The sequence below is a fragment of the Ruegeria denitrificans genome (assembly GCF_001458295.1).
GTDB lineage: Bacteria > Pseudomonadota > Alphaproteobacteria > Rhodobacterales > Rhodobacteraceae > Ruegeria > Ruegeria denitrificans.
Window position 1 is genome coordinate 61825 of the sequence record NZ_CYUD01000015.1, and the last position, 16751, is coordinate 78575.

The following is a 16751-nucleotide window of genomic DNA, read 5'->3' on the forward strand; positions in this document are numbered from 1 at the left end:
CCGTTTCAAGCGGATTTTTGCCGTTTACACAAGCGAATCCGCGAGATCGGCGGCTTCGGTCAGCACCGTTAACATTTTGTTAAGGAATAAGCGTGATCACAATTCATGGGGGTCGGCACCATTCACTCTTGCCTGGGCCGAGGTTGTTGCAAATGAATGTTTTGATTGTTGAGAGTAACCCCGATCTAGGTCGGGTTTGGAAAAGGCATCTGGAACGGCACGGCGCCGAAGTGACACTGGTGGCCGGGCAAGAGGCCGCGATTCTGGCGTTGTATGGTCAGGAGTTTGAAATCATCGTGCTGGATCTGGTGCTTGAGACGGGCAGTGCGTTGGCCGTGGCGGATTTCGCCAGTTATCGCCGCCCCGAGGCGCGGGTGATCTTTGTCACCAACACCACCTTTTTCTCGGACGGGTCGATTTTTGCCCACAGCCCGAATGCCTGCGCCTACGTGCAAAGCGAAACGCCGCCAGAGGATCTGGCGGCGATGGTCGAACATTACGCGGCGGGGCGCTGATCGCGCCCGTGTGGTTGCAAATAGTCCAGCGCCGGATTCACCGGAATGATCCGGCTCGGATTTATCGTCTCGTGGCTGTAGTGATAGTGGCGCACAATATGGTTCATATTCACCGTCTTCGCGACGCCCGGCCATTGATATAACTCGCGTGTGTATGCCCACAGGTTCGGATAGTCGATCAGCCGCCGCTTGTTGCACTTGAAATGCAAATGATAGACCGGGTCGAACCGGATCAGGGTGGTGAACAGTCGCCAATCTGCTTCGGTCACCTGATCGCCCATCAGATACCGGTTCCGGGATAGGCGATCTTCAAGCCAATCCAGCGTATCGAACAGGGGATGCACGGCCGCATCATAGGCCTGTTGCGTGGTGGCGAAACCGGATTTGTAGACACCGTTGTTGATGTCTGAATAGATGCGGGCATTGACCTCTTCGATCTCGCTGCGCATTTCTTCGGGCCAGTAGTCGTCGGTATTGCCGGTAATGTCGTTAAAGGCCGTGTTGAACATACGAATGATTTCCGAGCTTTCATTCGAAACGATGGTCTGTTGCTGCTTATCCCAAAGGATTGGTACGGTGACGCGGCCCGAATAGGACGGATCTGCTTTGGTATAGACCTGATGGGCGAAATCGAACCCATAGAGGGTATCGCCGGTCGCGCCATGATCGTCTTTTTCAAAGGTCCAGCCTTTGTCCAGCATGTCGGGATGCACCACCGAGGCGGAGATCAGGTTGGTCAGCCCTTTCAATTCGCGGAAGATCAGCGTGCGGTGTGCCCAGGGGCATGCATGGCTGACATAGAGGTGATAGCGATCCGGTTCCGCCTTGAAACCGCCCTTGCCGGACGGCCCCGCGCTGCCGTCTGCGGTCAGCCAATTTCGAAACTGCGCGGCGCTGCGTTTGAACGCGCCACCGGTGGATTTGGTGTCATACCAAGTGTCGCGCCATTTGCCGTCAACCAACAGGCCCATTGCGTATCCTCCGCTTGTGGGTTTCGGCAAACATATGGTGTTGGGCGCTACCTTCCCACATGAAGGGCCGCGCACTGGCTCTGCGCCTGCGCACAGGGCGGGTTATGATTTCGCGGCAACAGATCCAAGGCGCGCAGCTCTATGTGACCGCCTTCACTGGATTTTTACAATTGATCCGTCACAATAGAGTCCATTGCCGGGGGAATAATTGTCATGAGTACATATGTTTCAAAGGAAATTAGCGCCGAATTGGATGCGGCGCGAATCGCGGGCCTGAAGAAAACCAGCCGTCTGCGTGTCGAGTTTGGCGACAATACGTTTAAAATCCTCAGATTGTGGAAGGACGGTTTCACGGTTGAGGCCGAAACGACGCCGCAACTGCGTGGATTGGTCGATATCTACGACGGTGCGCGCCACCTGTATCAGTGCCTGATCATCGCTGACGATGAAGAGGCGGGCGAGATGCGGTATGAGTTCAAGCGCAGCACGGCTGCGGCCGACAAAGCTCCGCTGGATTTCTATCGCGCGCCCGACGCACCGATTGCCCTATTGGGGCACAAAGACTAGGGGCGGATTTCCACCACTGTTCCATTTGGCGTCAGGCTCCAAAGCTGCGTCATTTCGGTGTTTGACGGGGCGATGCAGCCCGCGGCCCAATCTCCGGGCAAGGTTAGCCCTGCGAAGCCGTTTGGCTACCCGTGAATGAAGATATCACCACCCGGATTAATTCCCTGACTTAGGGCGCGGGAAATGTCGTTGGGCAGGGGGAAATTGATCCCAAAGGAAAGACGGTACGCACTCTGCGGATTGCGTCGGTCGATCTGGAAGATGCCAACCGAGGACTTGCCGTCGCCTTCCTGCTGTTTGTCCCCTTCGGGCTCAAATCCCAATGCCACGTTGGTCTGCAATACTATCGCACCGATTAGCATTGCGGTCAGCCGACGGGCAGATTTTTCGATCAGGATGAGATCGATCTGGGTTACTTGCGGAGCCAATGGTGGTGCGGGTGGGCGGGGCCCAAATCTAAGCCAACCAAGCTACGCCAGTCAGAAGGACAAGCCGGGAGAAAAGAGCAACCCTGCGCATGGCCTTATTGTAAATCGCCAAACGCGCGTTTCAGCCGAGCGCAGGCTTCTTCGACGCGGCTGCGCTGCGTGGCCAGGTTGAACCGTTCGAAAGTCTCTCCGCCAGCGCCGAAGCCAGGACCGGAGGAGGTGGCAATACGGGCGTCCTCGCGCAGGCGGCGTACAAATTCGTCGTGATCCATCCCGGTGCCTGAATAATCTACCCAGGCTAGATAGGTGGCCTGTAGGGGCATAGACCACAGACCCGGTATCTCGGCAATGGCGGCATCGAACAGTTTGCGATTGGCATCCAGATGCGCCACCTGTGCATCCGCCCAAGCCGCGCCCTCTGGCGAATAAGCCGCAGTGACCATGGCCACACCCAGGGCGCTGGGTGCGTAGTCCAGCGTTCTTAGCCGGTGCCGCATTTCGGCGCGTAGTTTGGGGTCAGGGATAATCATATTGCCAGTCCGCTGCCCGGCGATGTTGAACGTCTTGGAAGCTGCAGCCAGAGTCACGGTCCAAGCGCGTGCCTCGGGCGCGGCCTTGTCCATCGGTACGAAGGTATGACCGGGATAAACCAGATCCTGATGAATTTCGTCCGAAACAACGATCAACCCATTGCGTTCGGCAAAGGCGGCGACAGCCTGCAATTCCTCGGGGCTCCAAACCCGACCCGAAGGGTTTTGCGGCGAGCACCACATCAACAGCTTTTCAGACCCATCCAGCCGGGACTGTGCGTCCTCAAGATCAATACCATAGCTGTCGCCCCGCCGCGTCAGCGGACATTCGACGACCCGCCGCCCGGCGGTGTTAATCTTGTAGGCAAACTCGTGATAGACGGGGGTGAAGATGACAACACCATCCCCCGGCTGCGTCCAGACATCCAGACACAGGGCAATGGCGTTGCCCAACCCTTGCGAGGTCAGTACCCAATCAGTGTCGATTGCCCAATCGTGACGGTTCTGCATCCACCACTGTACGGCGGCCAGGTATTGCGGATGTTCCCAGGAATAGCCAAAGGCCCCATGATCAGCGGCATCCCGAACCGCCTCGATCACGCAGGGCGCCGTGGCATAGTCGGAATCGGCGGTCCACATGGCCAGCCCATCCTGCGCAGAAACCCCATAGAGTTTCTCCATCTTGTCCCATTTTGAACTGTTGGTGCGCCGGCGGTCGATCAGGTCGTTGAAAGTCATGTCTGCTCCATCTGTCCGCAGGAAAGCTAGCTACAATTCCCGCAGGTGCAAGGGGGGCGTTGCGGCGGGGGACGGGATGGCCTAAATCAACCCCATGAAACGCAATATCCTGATCCATCCCGACCCTCGTCTGAAAAAGGTTTGCGCCCCGGTGGCTGATCTGTCGGACGAGCTGCGCAAACTGGCCGATGACATGCTTGAGACGATGTATGATGCGCCCGGCATCGGGCTGGCCGCGCCGCAGATCGGCGTGTTGGACCGGCTGATCGTGATGGACTGTATCAAGGAAGAAGGCGAGACACCGCGCCCTCTGATTATGTTCAACCCCGAGGTCATCGCCTCGTCAGATGAGACCAACGTTTATGAGGAAGGCTGCCTGTCGATCCCCGAGCAATTCGCCGATGTGACGCGACCCAAAGTGGTGGACGTGACGTGGATGGATCGCGACGGGAATTTGCAGCAAGAGACTTTCGATGGGCTCTGGGCAACCTGTGTCCAACACGAGATCGACCACCTGAACGGCAAGCTGTTCATCGACTATCTCAAACCGTTGAAACGCCAGATGATCACCCGCAAAATGCAGAAACTCAAACGCGAGCAAGCCCGCGCATGACCGTCCGCACCTGCCTGCCATGGCCCGACAAACGTCTGCGGACCAAGGCCGACGATGTGTCTGAGGTAACCGACGAGATTCGCGCCATCTGGAACGACATGATCGATACGATGGAGGCCATGCCCGGTGTCGGTCTGGCTGCCCCCCAGATCGGCGTGATGCTGCGGCTGGCAGTCGTCGATGGCTCGACCGAACGGGGCCGCGCGGTGCGTCTGGCAAACCCGGAGATTCTGCATAGCTCGATCGAGTTGCGCGAACATGAAGAGGCCAGCCCGAACCTGCCCGGCGTGTCAGCCAAGGTGAAACGCCCGCGCGCAGTGACCGTCCGATTCCTGAACGAACAGGGTATGGTCGACCGTCGCGATTTTGTCGGGATCGAGGCCACCAGCGTGCAGCATCAGATCGACCATCTGAATGGCCGGATGTATTTCGACCGTCTCAGCAAGGTCAAACGCGATATGCTGCTGCGCAAAGCCATGAAACAGGGGTAAAGATGCGCGTCATTTTCATGGGCACGCCTGATTTCTCGGTTCCGGTGTTGGATGCGCTGGTCGGGGCCGGGCATGAGATCGCTGCGGTCTATTGCCAGCCTCCGCGCCCGGCGGGGCGGGGAAAGAAGGACAGACCGACACCCGTACATGCCCGGGCTAAGGCGCTGGATCTGACCGTCCGCCATCCAGTCTCGCTGAAATCACCCGAGGAACAGGACGCCTTCGCCGCACTGAACGCCGATGTGGCTGTGGTGGTGGCCTACGGGCTATTGCTGCCGCAACCCATTCTGGACGCGCCAGCGCAAGGTTGTTTGAACATCCATGCTAGCCTGTTGCCCCGCTGGCGCGGTGCTGCTCCAATCCATCGGGCAATCATGTCGGGCGATGTGAAAACCGGTATCTGTATCATGCGGATGGAGGCTGGTCTGGATACAGGCCCCGTCTTGTTGCGGCAGGCCACTGCAATCGGGCCACACGTAACCACCGCGCAACTGCATGATCGCCTTGCGCCGATGGGCGCTGAACTGATTGTTGAGGCGTTGGCCCGTCTGCCCGAGCTGACGCCCGAGCCGCAGACCGAGGAGGGCGTGACTTATGCCTCGAAAATCGACAAGGCCGAGGCGCGGGTCGACTGGACTCGCCCGGCGGTTGAAGTGGATCGCCAGATACGCGGCCTGTCACCCTTTCCCGGTGCGTGGACTATGATCGGGGGGGATCGGATTAAACTGCTGGCCTCGAAACTGGCCGAGGGTCAGGGCGCGCCCGGAAAGGTTCTGAACGACAAGCTGCGTGTGGCCTGTGGCGATGGGGCGATTGACCTGTTGCGCCTGCAGCGCGCGGGTAAAGGTGCGCAGGATACGGATGTGTTCGTGCGAGGTTGGCCGGTCGCGGCCGGAACCCGTCTGAATACGGAGGAAGACTGATGTTTATGGTCTTGATGGGCACCGTAGTGATTGCTGGTATCGTAGGCTATCTGGCCGAAAAGACCGGTTTTACCCATAATGGATACTTGCCCTCGATCATTATTTGCGTGGGTGGGGCGTTCCTGTTTTACTTTGTGCGCATCATGTTCGGCATCAGTTTTGGCCCGCCCGGTCTGAACGCAGTTCTGTCGTCCATCGGTGCGCTGATCATCGTGCCAACGCATTGGAGGAAGTAACGTGCCCGTCATTGCCCTGATCGTCATTGGAGCCGCCGCCGGATTTCTGGCCACTCGGTTGATGCGGATCGAGGCAAACATACCAACGACTATGTTGATCGGAATCGTAGGTGCGCTGTTGGGCGGGTTTCTGTTGCGCTTTTTGATCACCGTGGCGGGTTGGCTGTCGGGCTTTGTCGGTGCCGTGCTGGGTGCATTGCTGGTGATCTGGATCTGGCAGACTTACTTGCGCCGCTAACCTCTTGACCTTCGGGCGGGATATCGGCCAGATCGCCGGAACATCTAACCCGAAAGGTGCTCCATGCCATACGACCTGAACCCTGGTGACGTCGCTCTGATGGGGGTGCCGCTGGATCTGCACTCGACCTTTTTGCAGGGGCCTGCCTTTGCACCGGGCCGCATCCGCGAAGCGCTGCATTCCGGAGCCGCCAATCTGACCGCCGAGGATGGCACGGATCTGGGTGCGACTGACCGGTTCAAGGATACCGGTGATCTGGATGTATTCGAGATGATGGGGCAGGAACCCATCGACCGGATCGAAGCGGGCGCCGACGCACGGATTGCAACAGGGGCGCATCTGTTGTCGCTGGGGGGTGACCATTCGGTCGCTTATCCGCTGATCAAGGCGCATGCTGAGCGGTATGAGGGGCTGAACATCCTGCATATCGACTCGCACCCTGACCTGTATGACAGCCAGCAGATCGGCCCCTTGGGCCACGGTTGCCCGTTCGCGCGGGTGATGGAGACATGCCAGATCAATCGTCTGGTGCAGGTAGGCATCCGAACTATGAACAAGCCCCAGCAGGAACAGGCCGAAAAGTTCAGGGTCGAGGTCATCGACATGCAAACCTGGCACCCCGATCTTGAGATTCGCTTTGATGGGCCGGTTTACCTGTCGCTGGATCTGGACGCGCTGGACCCGGCCTTTGCGCCCGGTGTATCGCATCACGAACCCGGCGGGCTGAGCACACGTGAGGTGATCAATCTGATCCGCCGGTTCGAAGGGCAACTTGTCGGCGCGGATATCGTCGAGTTGAACCCTCATCGCGACCCTTACGGCATTACTGCGATGGTTGCGGCGAAATTCGTCAAGGAAATCGGCGGGCGGCTGCTGTCGCGTTAACGACGCGGCGGGCGGCTTTTGTAGACGGGAAGCTGCCAACCCCACAGCAGAGACCCTGCCCGCAAGGCCCAACAGGTCAGCGCGCAGGCTCCCAGCGTCACAATCTCGTCGAACCCAAGGCGGTGGGCGAGCACGGCGGTGACTGCGCCTGCAAATGCACATGAGACGTAAAGTTGGCCCTGTTTCAGAACCAATGGCACCTCGTTGCAGACCACATCACGCATCAGCCCGCCCAGACAGCCAGTGCAGACACCCATCAACACTACGATGGTGCCAGATTGCCCCAGAGACAGGGCCACGCCTGTTCCGGCGGCAACCGCAATGGACAGGGCGAAACTGTCCAGCCAAATCAGCCAGTTGTAACGGCTTTCGACCCGATGCGCGGTGAGGAACACCAACACCGCAGCACCGGTTCCAATTAGAATATAATCTGGCTGTCCTACCCAGAATATCGGATGACGGTCCAGCAGCAGATCGCGTACTGTACCGCCGCCAACCGCCGTCAGGCAGGCGATGAAGGCAAAGCCCACCAGATCTAGTTGCGCCCGGCTGGCCACTAGGGCGCCGGTCAGGGCAAAGATCAGAACCGAGGCATAGTCCAGCAGGGCAAGCCCGTTCATGCCTGCGTCTTTTTCGGTTTGAACGGGGCCATGCCAGCGCGGGCCAATTCATCAGCCTTTTCGTTTTCGGGGTGGCCTGCGTGGCCTTTGACCCATTCCCAGGTCACATCGTGTCGGGTCTGGGCCTCGTCCAGCCGTTGCCACAGGTCGACATTCTTGACTGGTTTCCTATTCGAGGTCTTCCAGCCGTTTCGCTTCCATCCGAAAATCCAACCCGTGACGCCATTCTTCACATAGGCGCTGTCGGTAACGACGGTGATTTTCGAGGCGCGTTCCAGAGTCTCAAGCGCGCTGATCGCGGCCAGCAGTTCCATGCGGTTGTTGGTGGTTTCGGCTTCGCCGCCCTTCAACTCGCGCTCTTTCAGGACTTTGTCGCCTTCCATCGCGCGCAGCAACACGCCCCAGCCGCCGGGGCCGGGATTGCCGGAACAGGCGCCGTCGGTATAGGCAAACAGCTCAGGCATGGGCAAGCACCAGAATAAACCCGTCATAAGACCCGGCCAGACCCGTGCCCATACCGGTTGTGATCCGGTCTACGGTGAACCCAGCCTGCTCCAGTTCAGCCTCGATTTCGGTCTGTGAGTAATAGGTGTAATAGCGATCCAGATCGTCGCGGTGTTCGCCCGTGCCCAGCTTCAGGCCAAGGAAAAAGATACCCTCGGGCTTCAGCGCTCGGTGAATGGCCGCCATATGGCGCGGAAAATCGGCGCGAGGGGCGTGCAGTAGAGAAAAGCTGGCATAGACGCCTTCATAGGCGTCTACCTCAGTCACATCGTCAAACGTGCCCAGATGCGCGTCGACGCCGTTTTCCCGCGCGTGTTCGACGAAAGCCGGAGTTGCGTCCAGTGCGCGGACGGTCAGGCCTTCGCGCATGAAAAAGGCGCTGTCTGATCCGGGGCCCGAACCCAGATCCAGAACGTGCCCGCTGCCTACGGCCTCGGCAAAGGCCAGGCGGGCTTCGATCTGTTCCGGGGGCAGAGGGATTTGCAGATAATCCGCCACACGCGTCGTATAGGCGTTGATGGTTCTTTTGTCTGTCACAGGTACACTCCTACAGCCAGGCAGGCCAGTACGATGGCGGTCAGCGTAACACGCAGCCGCAACCACCAGGTTGGCGTCAGCTGCCAATAGGCAAAGATGGCATCCAGTACCAGAACACCGGCAAACCCGTACATCAGATTGATGCCGGCGCTAACAGGACCGCCACCGGTTTTGACAAAGGCCCACAGCGCCGGCAGAACTGACAGTACATAACACGTCGCCGCCTTGCCGCCCGAGGTTTTGGTCGCGTACCCCCACAGAACACCAGACATGAAACTTAAGATCACCGAGCCATAGAACAGTTGAACATACGGCCCTACAAACCGCGACCCAAACATCTGAGTACCCCAGCTGTGCAGATCATCGTTCAAATAGGTCAGTGCGCCCCAGATGAATGGGATCACCCCTGCCAGCCCAAGAAACAGCGGGGCCGTTGGAATACCTCTCATGCAGGCTCTCTCAGCACGCGGGGAACTTTGAATTCGACGTTTTCTGTGGCGGTTTCGACCAGCTCGACAGTCACGTCATAGTGGGCTCGAAAGGCGTCGATTACCTCGTTGACCAGTACCTCGGGTGCCGATGCCCCGGCAGTGATGGCGACTGACGAGATGCCTTCAAGGGCACGCCAGTCAATCTCGGTTGCGCGTTGCACCAGCTGCGCATAGTTGCATCCCGCGCGCGAAGCGACCTCGACCAGACGGCGCGAGTTCGATGAGTTTGGCGCGCCCACGACCAGCAGGGCATCCGATTTCGGGGCTACGGCCTTGACGGCCTCTTGCCGGTTAGTGGTGGCGTAGCAGATGTCTTCTTTGTGCGGGCCAACGATGGCCGGGAAGCGCTGTTCCAACGCCGAGATGATGTCCTTGGTGTCATCCACCGACAGGGTGGTCTGGGTGACAAAAGCCAGCTTGCCCGGATCGCGCACTTGCACAGCGGCTACATCCTCGACCGTTTCAACAAGCAATACCTCACCATCTGGCAATTGGCCCATGGTGCCGATGGTCTCGGGGTGGCCCTTGTGGCCGATCATGATCATTTGCAATCCAGCCTCGGCGTGGCGCTGGGCTTCGACATGAACTTTGGACACCAGCGGACATGTGGCATCGACATAGATCATCTCGCGTCGCTCGGCCGTTGCCGGCACGGATTTCGGCACGCCATGGGCAGAGAAAATCACCGGGCGGTCATTGGGGCATTCGTCCAATTCCTCGACAAACACCGCGCCCTGCGCACGCAATCCATCGACGACGAATTTGTTATGCACGATCTCGTGGCGCACATAGACCGGCGCGCCCCATTTCTGCAGCGCCATTTCGACGATCTTGATGGCGCGGTCGACGCCAGCGCAGAACCCACGCGGGGCGGCAAGGTAAAGGGTCAGGGGGGGCTTGGTCATTTCACGGTCTCCATAAGGCCACAGGTAAGTCTTTTCGTGGCCTTGGTCCAGACAGGAGCTTGTCATTTCCCTGACATGAAACGGTGCTAGTCAGAAGATGTTTCAGTACCAGTTCATAGTTAAAAAAGGCGCGGTCAGGATTGAATCCCTGACCGCGCCGATTACTTCCCCCGGTTTGATAGGTGGCCGGGGATTATTGCCCGCCGGCAGCCGCGACGCTGCGCGGTTCCATCGGCATTTCACGCGGAGGCCGTCCGATTACATCGCGCAGGTCTTCCAGTTCGATAAAATTATCTGCCTGGCGGCGCAGCTCGTCCGAAATCATTGGCGGCTGGCTGCGGATGGTCGAAACAACCGAAACCCGCACGCCCTGACGCTGTAGGCTGGCAATCAGCGGGCGGAAATCCCCATCGCCCGAAAACAGCACGATATGATCAACGCGCGGTGCCAGTTCCATTGCATCGACGGTCAGTTCGATGTCCATGTTTCCTTTGACTTTCCGACGCCCCATGCTGTCGGTGTACTCTTTTGCCGGTTTCGTCACCATGGTGAAGCCATTGTAATGCAGCCAGTCAACCAAGGGACGGATCGGCGAATACTCGTCATTCTCAAGTAGCGCTGTGTAGTAGAAAGCACGAAGCATTTTGCCGCGGCGCATAAATTCTTGGCGCAGCAATTTGTAGTCGATGTCAAACCCCAGTGCTTTTGCGGCTGCATAAAGATTCGAGCCGTCGATGAACAGCGCTAGCCGTTCGTCTTTATAAAACATAAATAGATCCTTCCGGTACAAACCAGCGGCATCGGGTGATAGGTGAGTGAGCTAGTAAATAATCGACGCGCTGATATGCCTATAATTAGGGCATTTAAAGTGTATCGCAAGCATGCAATTCGCCGAATATAGGGAGTTATATGAGCAATTTTTCGTCAAAAGCGGTGATTGCCCTAGGGGCAAATCTCAATTTGAGATCATTCGGGCCCAAGGTGACACTTCAAAGGGCACTTGACGCGATTTTGCGTCAGGGGGTGGTGATTCGTGCTGTCAGCCGCTTTTTTGAGACCCCTTGTTTTCCTGCCGGTGCCGGGCCGGACTACGTGAACGCTGCCGCATTGATCGAGACCGGAAAGACCCCCGGTGAGGTCCTGAAATTTCTGCACGAGGTTGAACACGAATTCGGCCGCGAGCGTGTGCAGCGCTGGGGAATGCGGACGCTGGATCTGGATTTGGTCTGTTACGAGGATCGCGTTCTGCCGGATCGGGAGGAGTATGACCGGTGGCTGAAACTGGCGCCCGAAGATCAGAAACGGCAGGCGCCCGAGCAATTGATCCTGCCGCATCCACGCCTTCAGGACAGGGCGTTCGTGCTGGTCCCGATGGCGGATGTGGCCCCTGATTGGCGACACCCGGTGCTTGGTCGGACCGTCACCGAGATGGTCGCAGGCCTGCCCACCGAGGATGTCGAGGTCGTCACCCCTCTGTGAATGGTGCAATTGACGCCATTTCCTGCTTGTCAAGGCGGGGATTCGCCCTTAGATAAACGTCTTCCTGACATGGATTCAGTAACGGAGAGCGCCCCATGGCCCGCGTGACGGTTGAAGATTGCGTAGACAAGGTTCCAAACCGGTTTGAACTGGTGATGCTTGCCGCCCATCGTGCGCGCGAGATTTCCGCCGGTGCGTCGATCACCGTCGACCGTGACAACGACAAGAACCCCGTCGTGTCACTGCGCGAGATCGCGGACGAAACCCAGGGTGCCGACGACTTGCGTGAACGTCTGATCGAAGCCAACCAGACCCAGATCGAGGTGGATGAGCCGGAAGAAGATCAGATGGCTCTGCTGATGGGTGCGGAATCGGACAAACCGGCCGAGGACGACATGTCGGAAGAGAAGCTGCTGCGCGCTCTGATGGAGGCTCAAGGCCAGGGGTAACCCCCAAACACGAAGGTGCGGACCGGATGATTTCTGCTGAAGACCTGATTGCGCTGGTCCGCAACTATAATCCCAAAACCAATGCCGACCGCATCGCCCGGGCCTATGAGTTCGGAAAGCAGATGCACGACGGTCAGTTCCGCCATTCCGGCGAACCATATTTTACCCATCCCGTGGCCGTTGCCGCCATCCTGACCGAACAGCGTCTGGATGATGCGACCATTATCACGGCTTTGTTGCACGACACGATCGAGGATACCAAAGCCAGCTATGGCAAAGTGTCCGAACTGTTCGGGGACGAGGTCGCCAAGCTGGTCGATGGCGTTACCAAGCTGACCAACCTGCAGCTGTCCAGCCGTGAAACCAAGCAGGCGGAAAATTTTCGTAAGCTGTTCATGGCCATGTCCAAGGATTTGCGGGTCATTCTGGTCAAGCTTGCCGACCGCTTGCACAACATGCGCACGATCAAGGCGATGCGCCCTGAAAAACAGGTGGTCAAGGCGCGCGAGACCATGGATATCTATGCGCCTCTTGCGGGCCGCATGGGTATGCAATGGATGCGTGAGGAACTGGAAGACCTTGCTTTTCGCGTCCTGAACCCGGAAGGCCGCCAGTCGATCATCCGCCGCTTTATCACCCTGCAACGCGAAACCGGCGACGTGATTCACCGGATCACCGGTGACATGCGGCATGAGCTGGAAAAGGCCGGTATCGACGCCGAGGTATTTGGACGTGCCAAGAAGCCTTATTCGATCTGGCGCAAGATGCAGGAAAAGGATCAGGGCTTTTCCCGACTGTCCGACATCTATGGTTTCCGCATCATCACCCAGACCGAGGAAGATTGCTATCGCACCCTTGGCGCGATCCACCAGCGTTGGCGCGCGGTGCCGGGACGGTTCAAGGATTATATAAGCCAGCCGAAATCGAACGGCTATCGCTCGATCCACACCACGGTGTCGGGGCGCGATGGCAAGCGGGTTGAGGTGCAGATTCGTACCCGCCAGATGCATGACGTTGCCGAAACCGGTGTTGCGGCGCATTGGTCGTATCGCGATGGTGTGCGTTCAGAAAACCCCTTCGCTGTCGACCCCGCAAAGTGGATTGCCAACCTGACCGAACAGTTCGACAGCGAGGATGATCACGAAGATTTCCTCGAGGCCGTCAAGCTTGAGATGTATTCGGATCAGGTGTTCTGTTTCACGCCCAAAGGTGACGTGGTCAAGCTGCCGCGCGGCGCGACACCGATTGATTTTGCTTATGCCATCCACACCCGGATCGGTCATGCTTGTGTCGGTGCCAAGGTGGACGGCATTCGCGTACCGCTGTGGACCCGGATCAAGAACGGGCAGTCGGTGGACGTGATCACTGCGGATGGGCAGACCCCGCAGGTCACATGGCTTGAGATCGCAGTCACCGGCAAGGCCCGGACCGCCATTCGCCGTGCCCTGCGCGAGGTGGATCGTGAGCGATTCATCAAGCTAGGCAAGGAATTGGCGCGTTCGGGGTTCGAACACGTCGGCCGCAAAGCCACCGAAAAGGCGTTGGACACCGCCGCAAAGCACCTGCGTCTGAAAGACCGGCACGAACTGCTAGCCCGTCTCGGCAGTGCCGAACTTACGGCGCATGAGGTGGTCAGCGCGGTCTATCCCGAACTGACCCAGGACGACGGGGACGCGATTTCCCCACGGCGCGCTGTGATAGGCCTTGAGCCGGGGCAAAAATTCGACCGTGCGCCCTGTTGTCAGCCGCTGCCGGGCGAACGCATCGTCGGTATCACGTTTCGCGGCAAGGGCGTGGTTGTGCACGCCATTGATTGCGACCGCCTGTCTGATTACGAAAGCGAACCGGATCGCTGGGTCGACCTGCACTGGCATTCGGGCACACACCCGGCCGTTTATGGGGTGACGCTGGATCTGACCATTGGCAATGACGCCGGGGTGCTGGGGCGTATTTGCACATTGATCGGTGAGAAAAAGGCCAATATCTCGAACTTGGAGTTCGTGGACCGCAAACCGGATTTTTACCGTCTTTTGATCTCCGTCGAACTGCGTGACCTTGAACAGCTGCATTCGCTGATGCTTATGCTTGAGGCGGAAAGCGATGTTGCCGCGGTAGAACGGCATCGGGATCGGGAAAAAACTGCAGTTGCGGCTGGTTGAGAAGGGGTGATCAGGAGTGGTTTTCAAGCGCCGAGACCGACGCTCGCCCATTCAGATCGCTTCGGAATTCGTCTATCCGCGCGGCGGTTGGACCCGTGCCTTTCATTACGTCAAACACCGCATTCGGCGACTGCCTGATTCACCCGAACGCATCGCGCGCGGGGTCGGGGTGGGTGTGTTCACAGCCTTCACGCCGTTTTACGGGTTCCACTTCTTTATCGCAGCCCTGCTCAGCCGGATATTCAACGGCAACTTGCTGGCGTCTCTCAGCGGCACGTTTTTCGGCAACCCGCTGACTTATGTGCCCATTGGGGTTGTCTGCCTGCAAACGGGTCATTTCCTATTGGGTGACGACTTTGAAGAGGAAGAAACCCATGGCCTAATGGACAGCTTCTTCAAGGCGTTGAGTGACTTGAAGAATAATTTCATGGCGATGTTCACGGGCCGCGATGCCGAATGGCGCGGGCTGAGCGTGTTTTATGATGAAGTGTTCTTTCCCTATCTAATCGGTGGCATTTTTCCGGGGCTGATTGCTGGGTATATCTGCTATTACCTAAGCCTGCCAGTGGTGCGTACCTATCAGCAGCGCCGTCGCGCCCGGATCAAGGCGAAATTCGATGAAATCAAACGTTTGGCCGAAACCAAGGCTGCCGTTCCGGTGGCAAAGCCTCTAGGCTCGGGCCGAAATTCGGGAAAGGAATCAAGCGATGTCTGACAAACACCTGCGTCTGGGCGTGAATATCGACCACGTGGCCACCGTACGCAACGCGCGTGGCGGGGCTTATCCTGATCCGCTGCGTGCTGGCAAGCTGGCCGAAGAGGCCGGGGCAGATGGCATCACCGCGCATTTGCGCGAAGATCGTCGCCATATCTCGGACGCCGATATCGACGGGCTGATGGAGGTTCTGTCGGTGCCGCTGAACTTTGAGATGGCCGCAACGCCCGAGATGCAGAAGATCGCTCTGCGCCATAAACCGCACGCGGTCTGCATTGTTCCGGAAAAGCGCGAAGAACGCACCACCGAAGGCGGGCTTGAGGTCGCCCGCGAGGAAAACAAGCTGGCCCATTATATTGCCCCTTTGCGCGAAGCAGGATGCCGGGTGTCAATCTTTATTGCGGCTGATCAACGCCAGATCGAAGCTGCCCATCGCATCGGAGCCGAAGTGATCGAGCTGCACACCGGCGCCTATTGCGACGCCCACGCGGAAGGCCGCATGGACGAAGCGGCGCGCGAGCTGGATTCGCTAAGCGAGATGTCCGCCTTTGCCCATTCGCTGGGCCTTGAGGTTCACGCGGGCCACGGCCTGACCTATGACACGGTGCAGCCCATTGCCGCCTTCCCCGAGGTGCGCGAACTGAACATCGGTCACTTTCTGATCGGTGAATCGATATTTCGCGGCCTTACACCGGCCATTGCCGAGATGCGCCGCCTGATGGATGAAGCGCGGGCCTGATCTGCGTTTACAAACAACGTCGGATGAAGAGGTAATGCCATGAAAGCAATTGCATATCGTAACTTTGGCTCGGCGGAAGACGTGCTTGAACTGATCGACACGCCCGATCCAGTGGCTGGACCGGGTGAGGTTGTGGTTCAAATCAAAGCTACGGGGATCAATCCATCGGATGTTAAGTTGCGGGGTGGTGCACGGCCCGGGGCGGTCATGCAGTACCCCCTTGTCATTCCACACTCGGATGGTGCCGGAGTGATTGTGTCTGTTGGCCCAGGCGTCGACCCGGATCGGGTTGGTGAAAGGGTCTGGATCTGGAACGGCCAGTGGCAACGCGCGTTCGGAACCGCTGCCGAGTATATCTCTTTGCCGTCAGTACAGGCTGTGACTCTGCCTGGCACCACCAGTTTTGCGGAAGCTGCGTGCTTTGGAATTCCGGCAATGACCGCATGGTTTGCCTTGTATGCTGACGGGCCGATCGCGGACAAAACAATCCTGGTGACCGGAGGGGCGGGAACTGTAGGGCGCTACGCTTGTCAGATGGCTGCGCTTGGCGGTGCTCGGGTCATCACCACGGTTAGTTCACAAGAAAAAGCAGCGCACTCTGGTGCAAGTGAGATTGTGAATTACCGCACCGAAAACGTTGCCGATGCCGTGTTGGACATGACTGATGGCGCGGGCGTAGATCGCATTGTCGAAGTGGATTTTGCGGCTAATCAGGATGCATCGCTGGCACTGATCCGGCCGGGCGGCACCATCGCCAGCTATTCATCCGTGTCTCAGATGCGCCCCGAGCTGGATTTCTACGGCTTCATGTTCAAGAACATTCGCCTGCATATGTTGATTGTCTACCAACTGGATGCGCTTGCGCGACGCCGCGGCGAAGCTCAACTGAGTGAATGGTTGGAACAGCGGGCATTGAGCCATGCGGTCGTGTTTGGTGGGCAATTGGCCGATGCCGCCCTCGCTCACAAATTGGTTGAATCAGGTGACAAGTTAGGCACCGTGGTTTTGGAGGTGTGAC

General features: G+C 58.3%; 23 protein-coding genes. 14 read left to right on the forward strand and 9 right to left on the reverse strand.

The window, feature by feature from the left end; translation table 11 throughout:
• Positions 1-152 precede the first annotated feature (152 nt).
• Positions 153-515, forward strand: coding sequence for a response regulator transcription factor (locus RUE5091_RS19385; RefSeq protein WP_058283583.1), 363 nt, complete (start codon positions 153-155; stop codon positions 513-515).
• On the opposite strand, the gene RUE5091_RS19390 is transcribed toward RUE5091_RS19385, so the two are convergent.
• Positions 497-1486 (reverse strand): glutathione S-transferase family protein, encoded by a 990-nt coding sequence (locus RUE5091_RS19390; RefSeq protein ID WP_058283584.1) that lies wholly within the window; start codon positions 1484-1486, stop codon positions 497-499. The two genes, RUE5091_RS19385 and RUE5091_RS19390, sit on opposite strands and share 19 nt — an antisense overlap.
• 213 nt (positions 1487-1699) lie before the next feature.
• On the opposite strand from RUE5091_RS19390, the gene RUE5091_RS19395 reads away from it, so the two are divergent.
• Positions 1700-2053, forward strand: coding sequence for a hypothetical protein (locus RUE5091_RS19395; protein ID WP_058283585.1), 354 nt, complete (start codon positions 1700-1702; stop codon positions 2051-2053).
• A 125-nt stretch (positions 2054-2178) separates the two neighbouring features.
• Here the strand turns inward: RUE5091_RS19395 and RUE5091_RS23635 are convergent, their stop codons facing one another.
• Complete coding sequence (locus RUE5091_RS23635) at positions 2179-2481, reverse strand: L,D-transpeptidase family protein (protein ID WP_243470820.1); 303 nt, start codon at positions 2479-2481, stop codon at positions 2179-2181.
• 95 nt (positions 2482-2576) lie between these two features.
• A complete protein-coding gene (locus RUE5091_RS19405) occupies positions 2577-3749 on the reverse strand; it encodes a MalY/PatB family protein (protein ID WP_058283586.1) in 1173 nt (390 codons plus the stop codon).
• Between the two features lie 94 nt (positions 3750-3843).
• On the opposite strand from RUE5091_RS19405, the gene def (RUE5091_RS19410) reads away from it, so the two are divergent.
• From def (RUE5091_RS19410) to speB, 6 genes are all read left to right on the forward strand, one after another.
• Positions 3844-4362, forward strand: a complete 519-nt coding sequence (gene def, locus RUE5091_RS19410; RefSeq protein ID WP_058283587.1) for a peptide deformylase — start codon at positions 3844-3846, stop codon at positions 4360-4362.
• Positions 4359-4853 carry a peptide deformylase gene (def, locus tag RUE5091_RS19415; RefSeq protein ID WP_058283588.1) on the forward strand — a complete coding sequence of 165 codons (495 nt, stop codon included), beginning with the start codon at positions 4359-4361 and terminating at the stop codon, positions 4851-4853. The genes def (RUE5091_RS19410) and def (RUE5091_RS19415) overlap by 4 nt, the downstream gene beginning before the upstream one ends.
• Positions 4854-4855: 2 nt before the next feature.
• Positions 4856-5776: a methionyl-tRNA formyltransferase gene (gene fmt, locus RUE5091_RS19420; protein WP_058283589.1), complete on the forward strand. Its 921-nt coding sequence runs from the start codon at positions 4856-4858 to the stop codon at positions 5774-5776.
• Complete coding sequence (locus tag RUE5091_RS19425) at positions 5776-6012, forward strand: hypothetical protein (RefSeq protein ID WP_058283590.1); 237 nt, start codon at positions 5776-5778, stop codon at positions 6010-6012. The genes fmt and RUE5091_RS19425 overlap by 1 nt, the downstream gene beginning before the upstream one ends.
• A 1-nt stretch (position 6013) precedes the next feature.
• Complete coding sequence (locus tag RUE5091_RS19430; protein ID WP_058283591.1) at positions 6014-6250, forward strand: GlsB/YeaQ/YmgE family stress response membrane protein; 237 nt, start codon at positions 6014-6016, stop codon at positions 6248-6250.
• Positions 6251-6313: 63 nt separating this feature from the next.
• Positions 6314-7135 (forward strand): agmatinase, encoded by an 822-nt coding sequence (gene speB / locus RUE5091_RS19435; RefSeq protein ID WP_058283592.1) that lies wholly within the window; start codon positions 6314-6316, stop codon positions 7133-7135.
• Here speB and RUE5091_RS19440 read toward each other — a convergent pair.
• The 6 genes from RUE5091_RS19440 to RUE5091_RS19465 form a co-directional block, all read right to left on the reverse strand.
• A complete protein-coding gene (locus RUE5091_RS19440) occupies positions 7132-7755 on the reverse strand; it encodes a trimeric intracellular cation channel family protein (RefSeq protein WP_058283593.1) in 624 nt (207 codons plus the stop codon). The genes speB and RUE5091_RS19440 overlap by 4 nt on opposite strands.
• Positions 7752-8219, reverse strand: a complete 468-nt coding sequence (rnhA, locus tag RUE5091_RS19445; protein ID WP_058283594.1) for a ribonuclease HI — start codon at positions 8217-8219, stop codon at positions 7752-7754. The genes RUE5091_RS19440 and rnhA overlap by 4 nt, the downstream gene beginning before the upstream one ends.
• Positions 8212-8796 carry a class I SAM-dependent DNA methyltransferase gene (locus RUE5091_RS19450; protein WP_058283595.1) on the reverse strand — a complete coding sequence of 195 codons (585 nt, stop codon included), beginning with the start codon at positions 8794-8796 and terminating at the stop codon, positions 8212-8214. The genes rnhA and RUE5091_RS19450 overlap by 8 nt, the downstream gene beginning before the upstream one ends.
• Complete coding sequence (locus RUE5091_RS19455) at positions 8793-9245, reverse strand: DUF3429 domain-containing protein (protein WP_058283596.1); 453 nt, start codon at positions 9243-9245, stop codon at positions 8793-8795. The genes RUE5091_RS19450 and RUE5091_RS19455 overlap by 4 nt, the downstream gene beginning before the upstream one ends.
• Positions 9242-10192, reverse strand: coding sequence for a 4-hydroxy-3-methylbut-2-enyl diphosphate reductase (ispH, locus tag RUE5091_RS19460; protein ID WP_058283646.1), 951 nt, complete (start codon positions 10190-10192; stop codon positions 9242-9244). The genes RUE5091_RS19455 and ispH overlap by 4 nt, the downstream gene beginning before the upstream one ends.
• A gap of 193 nt (positions 10193-10385) precedes the next feature.
• Positions 10386-10961: a LabA-like NYN domain-containing protein gene (locus RUE5091_RS19465; protein ID WP_058283597.1), complete on the reverse strand. Its 576-nt coding sequence runs from the start codon at positions 10959-10961 to the stop codon at positions 10386-10388.
• Between the two features lie 140 nt (positions 10962-11101).
• Between RUE5091_RS19465 and folK the strand changes: the two genes are divergently transcribed.
• The 6 genes from folK (at position 11102) to RUE5091_RS19495 (ending at position 16750) form a co-directional block, all read left to right on the forward strand.
• Positions 11102-11671, forward strand: coding sequence for a 2-amino-4-hydroxy-6-hydroxymethyldihydropteridine diphosphokinase (gene folK, locus RUE5091_RS19470; protein WP_058283598.1), 570 nt, complete (start codon positions 11102-11104; stop codon positions 11669-11671).
• Between the two features lie 95 nt (positions 11672-11766).
• On the forward strand, positions 11767-12120 hold the full coding sequence (gene rpoZ, locus RUE5091_RS19475) for a DNA-directed RNA polymerase subunit omega (protein ID WP_058283599.1): 354 nt from the start codon (positions 11767-11769) through the stop codon (positions 12118-12120).
• A gap of 26 nt (positions 12121-12146) precedes the next feature.
• Positions 12147-14279: a RelA/SpoT family protein gene (locus RUE5091_RS19480; protein ID WP_058283600.1), complete on the forward strand. Its 2133-nt coding sequence runs from the start codon at positions 12147-12149 to the stop codon at positions 14277-14279.
• A gap of 16 nt (positions 14280-14295) precedes the next feature.
• Positions 14296-14994, forward strand: coding sequence for a DUF2062 domain-containing protein (locus tag RUE5091_RS19485; protein ID WP_058283601.1), 699 nt, complete (start codon positions 14296-14298; stop codon positions 14992-14994).
• Positions 14987-15733 (forward strand): pyridoxine 5'-phosphate synthase, encoded by a 747-nt coding sequence (locus RUE5091_RS19490; RefSeq protein WP_058283602.1) that lies wholly within the window; start codon positions 14987-14989, stop codon positions 15731-15733. The genes RUE5091_RS19485 and RUE5091_RS19490 overlap by 8 nt, the downstream gene beginning before the upstream one ends.
• A 39-nt stretch (positions 15734-15772) precedes the next feature.
• A complete protein-coding gene (locus tag RUE5091_RS19495; protein ID WP_058283603.1) occupies positions 15773-16750 on the forward strand; it encodes an NADPH:quinone reductase in 978 nt (325 codons plus the stop codon).
• The last annotated feature ends 1 nt before the right edge of the window (position 16751 follow it).

Excerpts from the sequence above, each read along its gene's own strand:
- RUE5091_RS19495 (WP_058283603.1), top strand. The coding sequence starts at position 15,773 with ATGAAAGCAATTGCATATCGTAACTTTGGCTCGGCGGAAGACGTGCTT.
- RUE5091_RS19395 (WP_058283585.1), top strand. The coding sequence starts at position 1,700 with ATGAGTACATATGTTTCAAAGGAAATTAGCGCCGAATTGGATGCGGCG.
- RUE5091_RS19385 (WP_058283583.1), top strand. The coding sequence starts at position 153 with ATGAATGTTTTGATTGTTGAGAGTAACCCCGATCTAGGTCGGGTTTGG.
- RUE5091_RS19405 (WP_058283586.1), bottom strand. The coding sequence starts at position 3,749 with ATGACTTTCAACGACCTGATCGACCGCCGGCGCACCAACAGTTCAAAA.
- rpoZ (WP_058283599.1), top strand. The coding sequence starts at position 11,767 with ATGGCCCGCGTGACGGTTGAAGATTGCGTAGACAAGGTTCCAAACCGG.
- RUE5091_RS19455 (WP_058283596.1), bottom strand. The coding sequence starts at position 9,245 with ATGAGAGGTATTCCAACGGCCCCGCTGTTTCTTGGGCTGGCAGGGGTG.
- ispH (WP_058283646.1), bottom strand. The coding sequence starts at position 10,192 with ATGACCAAGCCCCCCCTGACCCTTTACCTTGCCGCCCCGCGTGGGTTC.
- RUE5091_RS19390 (WP_058283584.1), bottom strand. The coding sequence starts at position 1,486 with ATGGGCCTGTTGGTTGACGGCAAATGGCGCGACACTTGGTATGACACC.
- def (WP_058283588.1), top strand. The coding sequence starts at position 4,359 with ATGACCGTCCGCACCTGCCTGCCATGGCCCGACAAACGTCTGCGGACC.
- rnhA (WP_058283594.1), bottom strand. The coding sequence starts at position 8,219 with ATGCCTGAGCTGTTTGCCTATACCGACGGCGCCTGTTCCGGCAATCCC.
- def (WP_058283587.1), top strand. The coding sequence starts at position 3,844 with ATGAAACGCAATATCCTGATCCATCCCGACCCTCGTCTGAAAAAGGTT.
- RUE5091_RS19440 (WP_058283593.1), bottom strand. The coding sequence starts at position 7,755 with ATGAACGGGCTTGCCCTGCTGGACTATGCCTCGGTTCTGATCTTTGCC.
- folK (WP_058283598.1), top strand. The coding sequence starts at position 11,102 with ATGAGCAATTTTTCGTCAAAAGCGGTGATTGCCCTAGGGGCAAATCTC.
- RUE5091_RS19425 (WP_058283590.1), top strand. The coding sequence starts at position 5,776 with ATGTTTATGGTCTTGATGGGCACCGTAGTGATTGCTGGTATCGTAGGC.
- RUE5091_RS19465 (WP_058283597.1), bottom strand. The coding sequence starts at position 10,961 with ATGTTTTATAAAGACGAACGGCTAGCGCTGTTCATCGACGGCTCGAAT.
- fmt (WP_058283589.1), top strand. The coding sequence starts at position 4,856 with ATGCGCGTCATTTTCATGGGCACGCCTGATTTCTCGGTTCCGGTGTTG.
- speB (WP_058283592.1), top strand. The coding sequence starts at position 6,314 with ATGCCATACGACCTGAACCCTGGTGACGTCGCTCTGATGGGGGTGCCG.
- RUE5091_RS19490 (WP_058283602.1), top strand. The coding sequence starts at position 14,987 with ATGTCTGACAAACACCTGCGTCTGGGCGTGAATATCGACCACGTGGCC.
- RUE5091_RS19480 (WP_058283600.1), top strand. The coding sequence starts at position 12,147 with ATGATTTCTGCTGAAGACCTGATTGCGCTGGTCCGCAACTATAATCCC.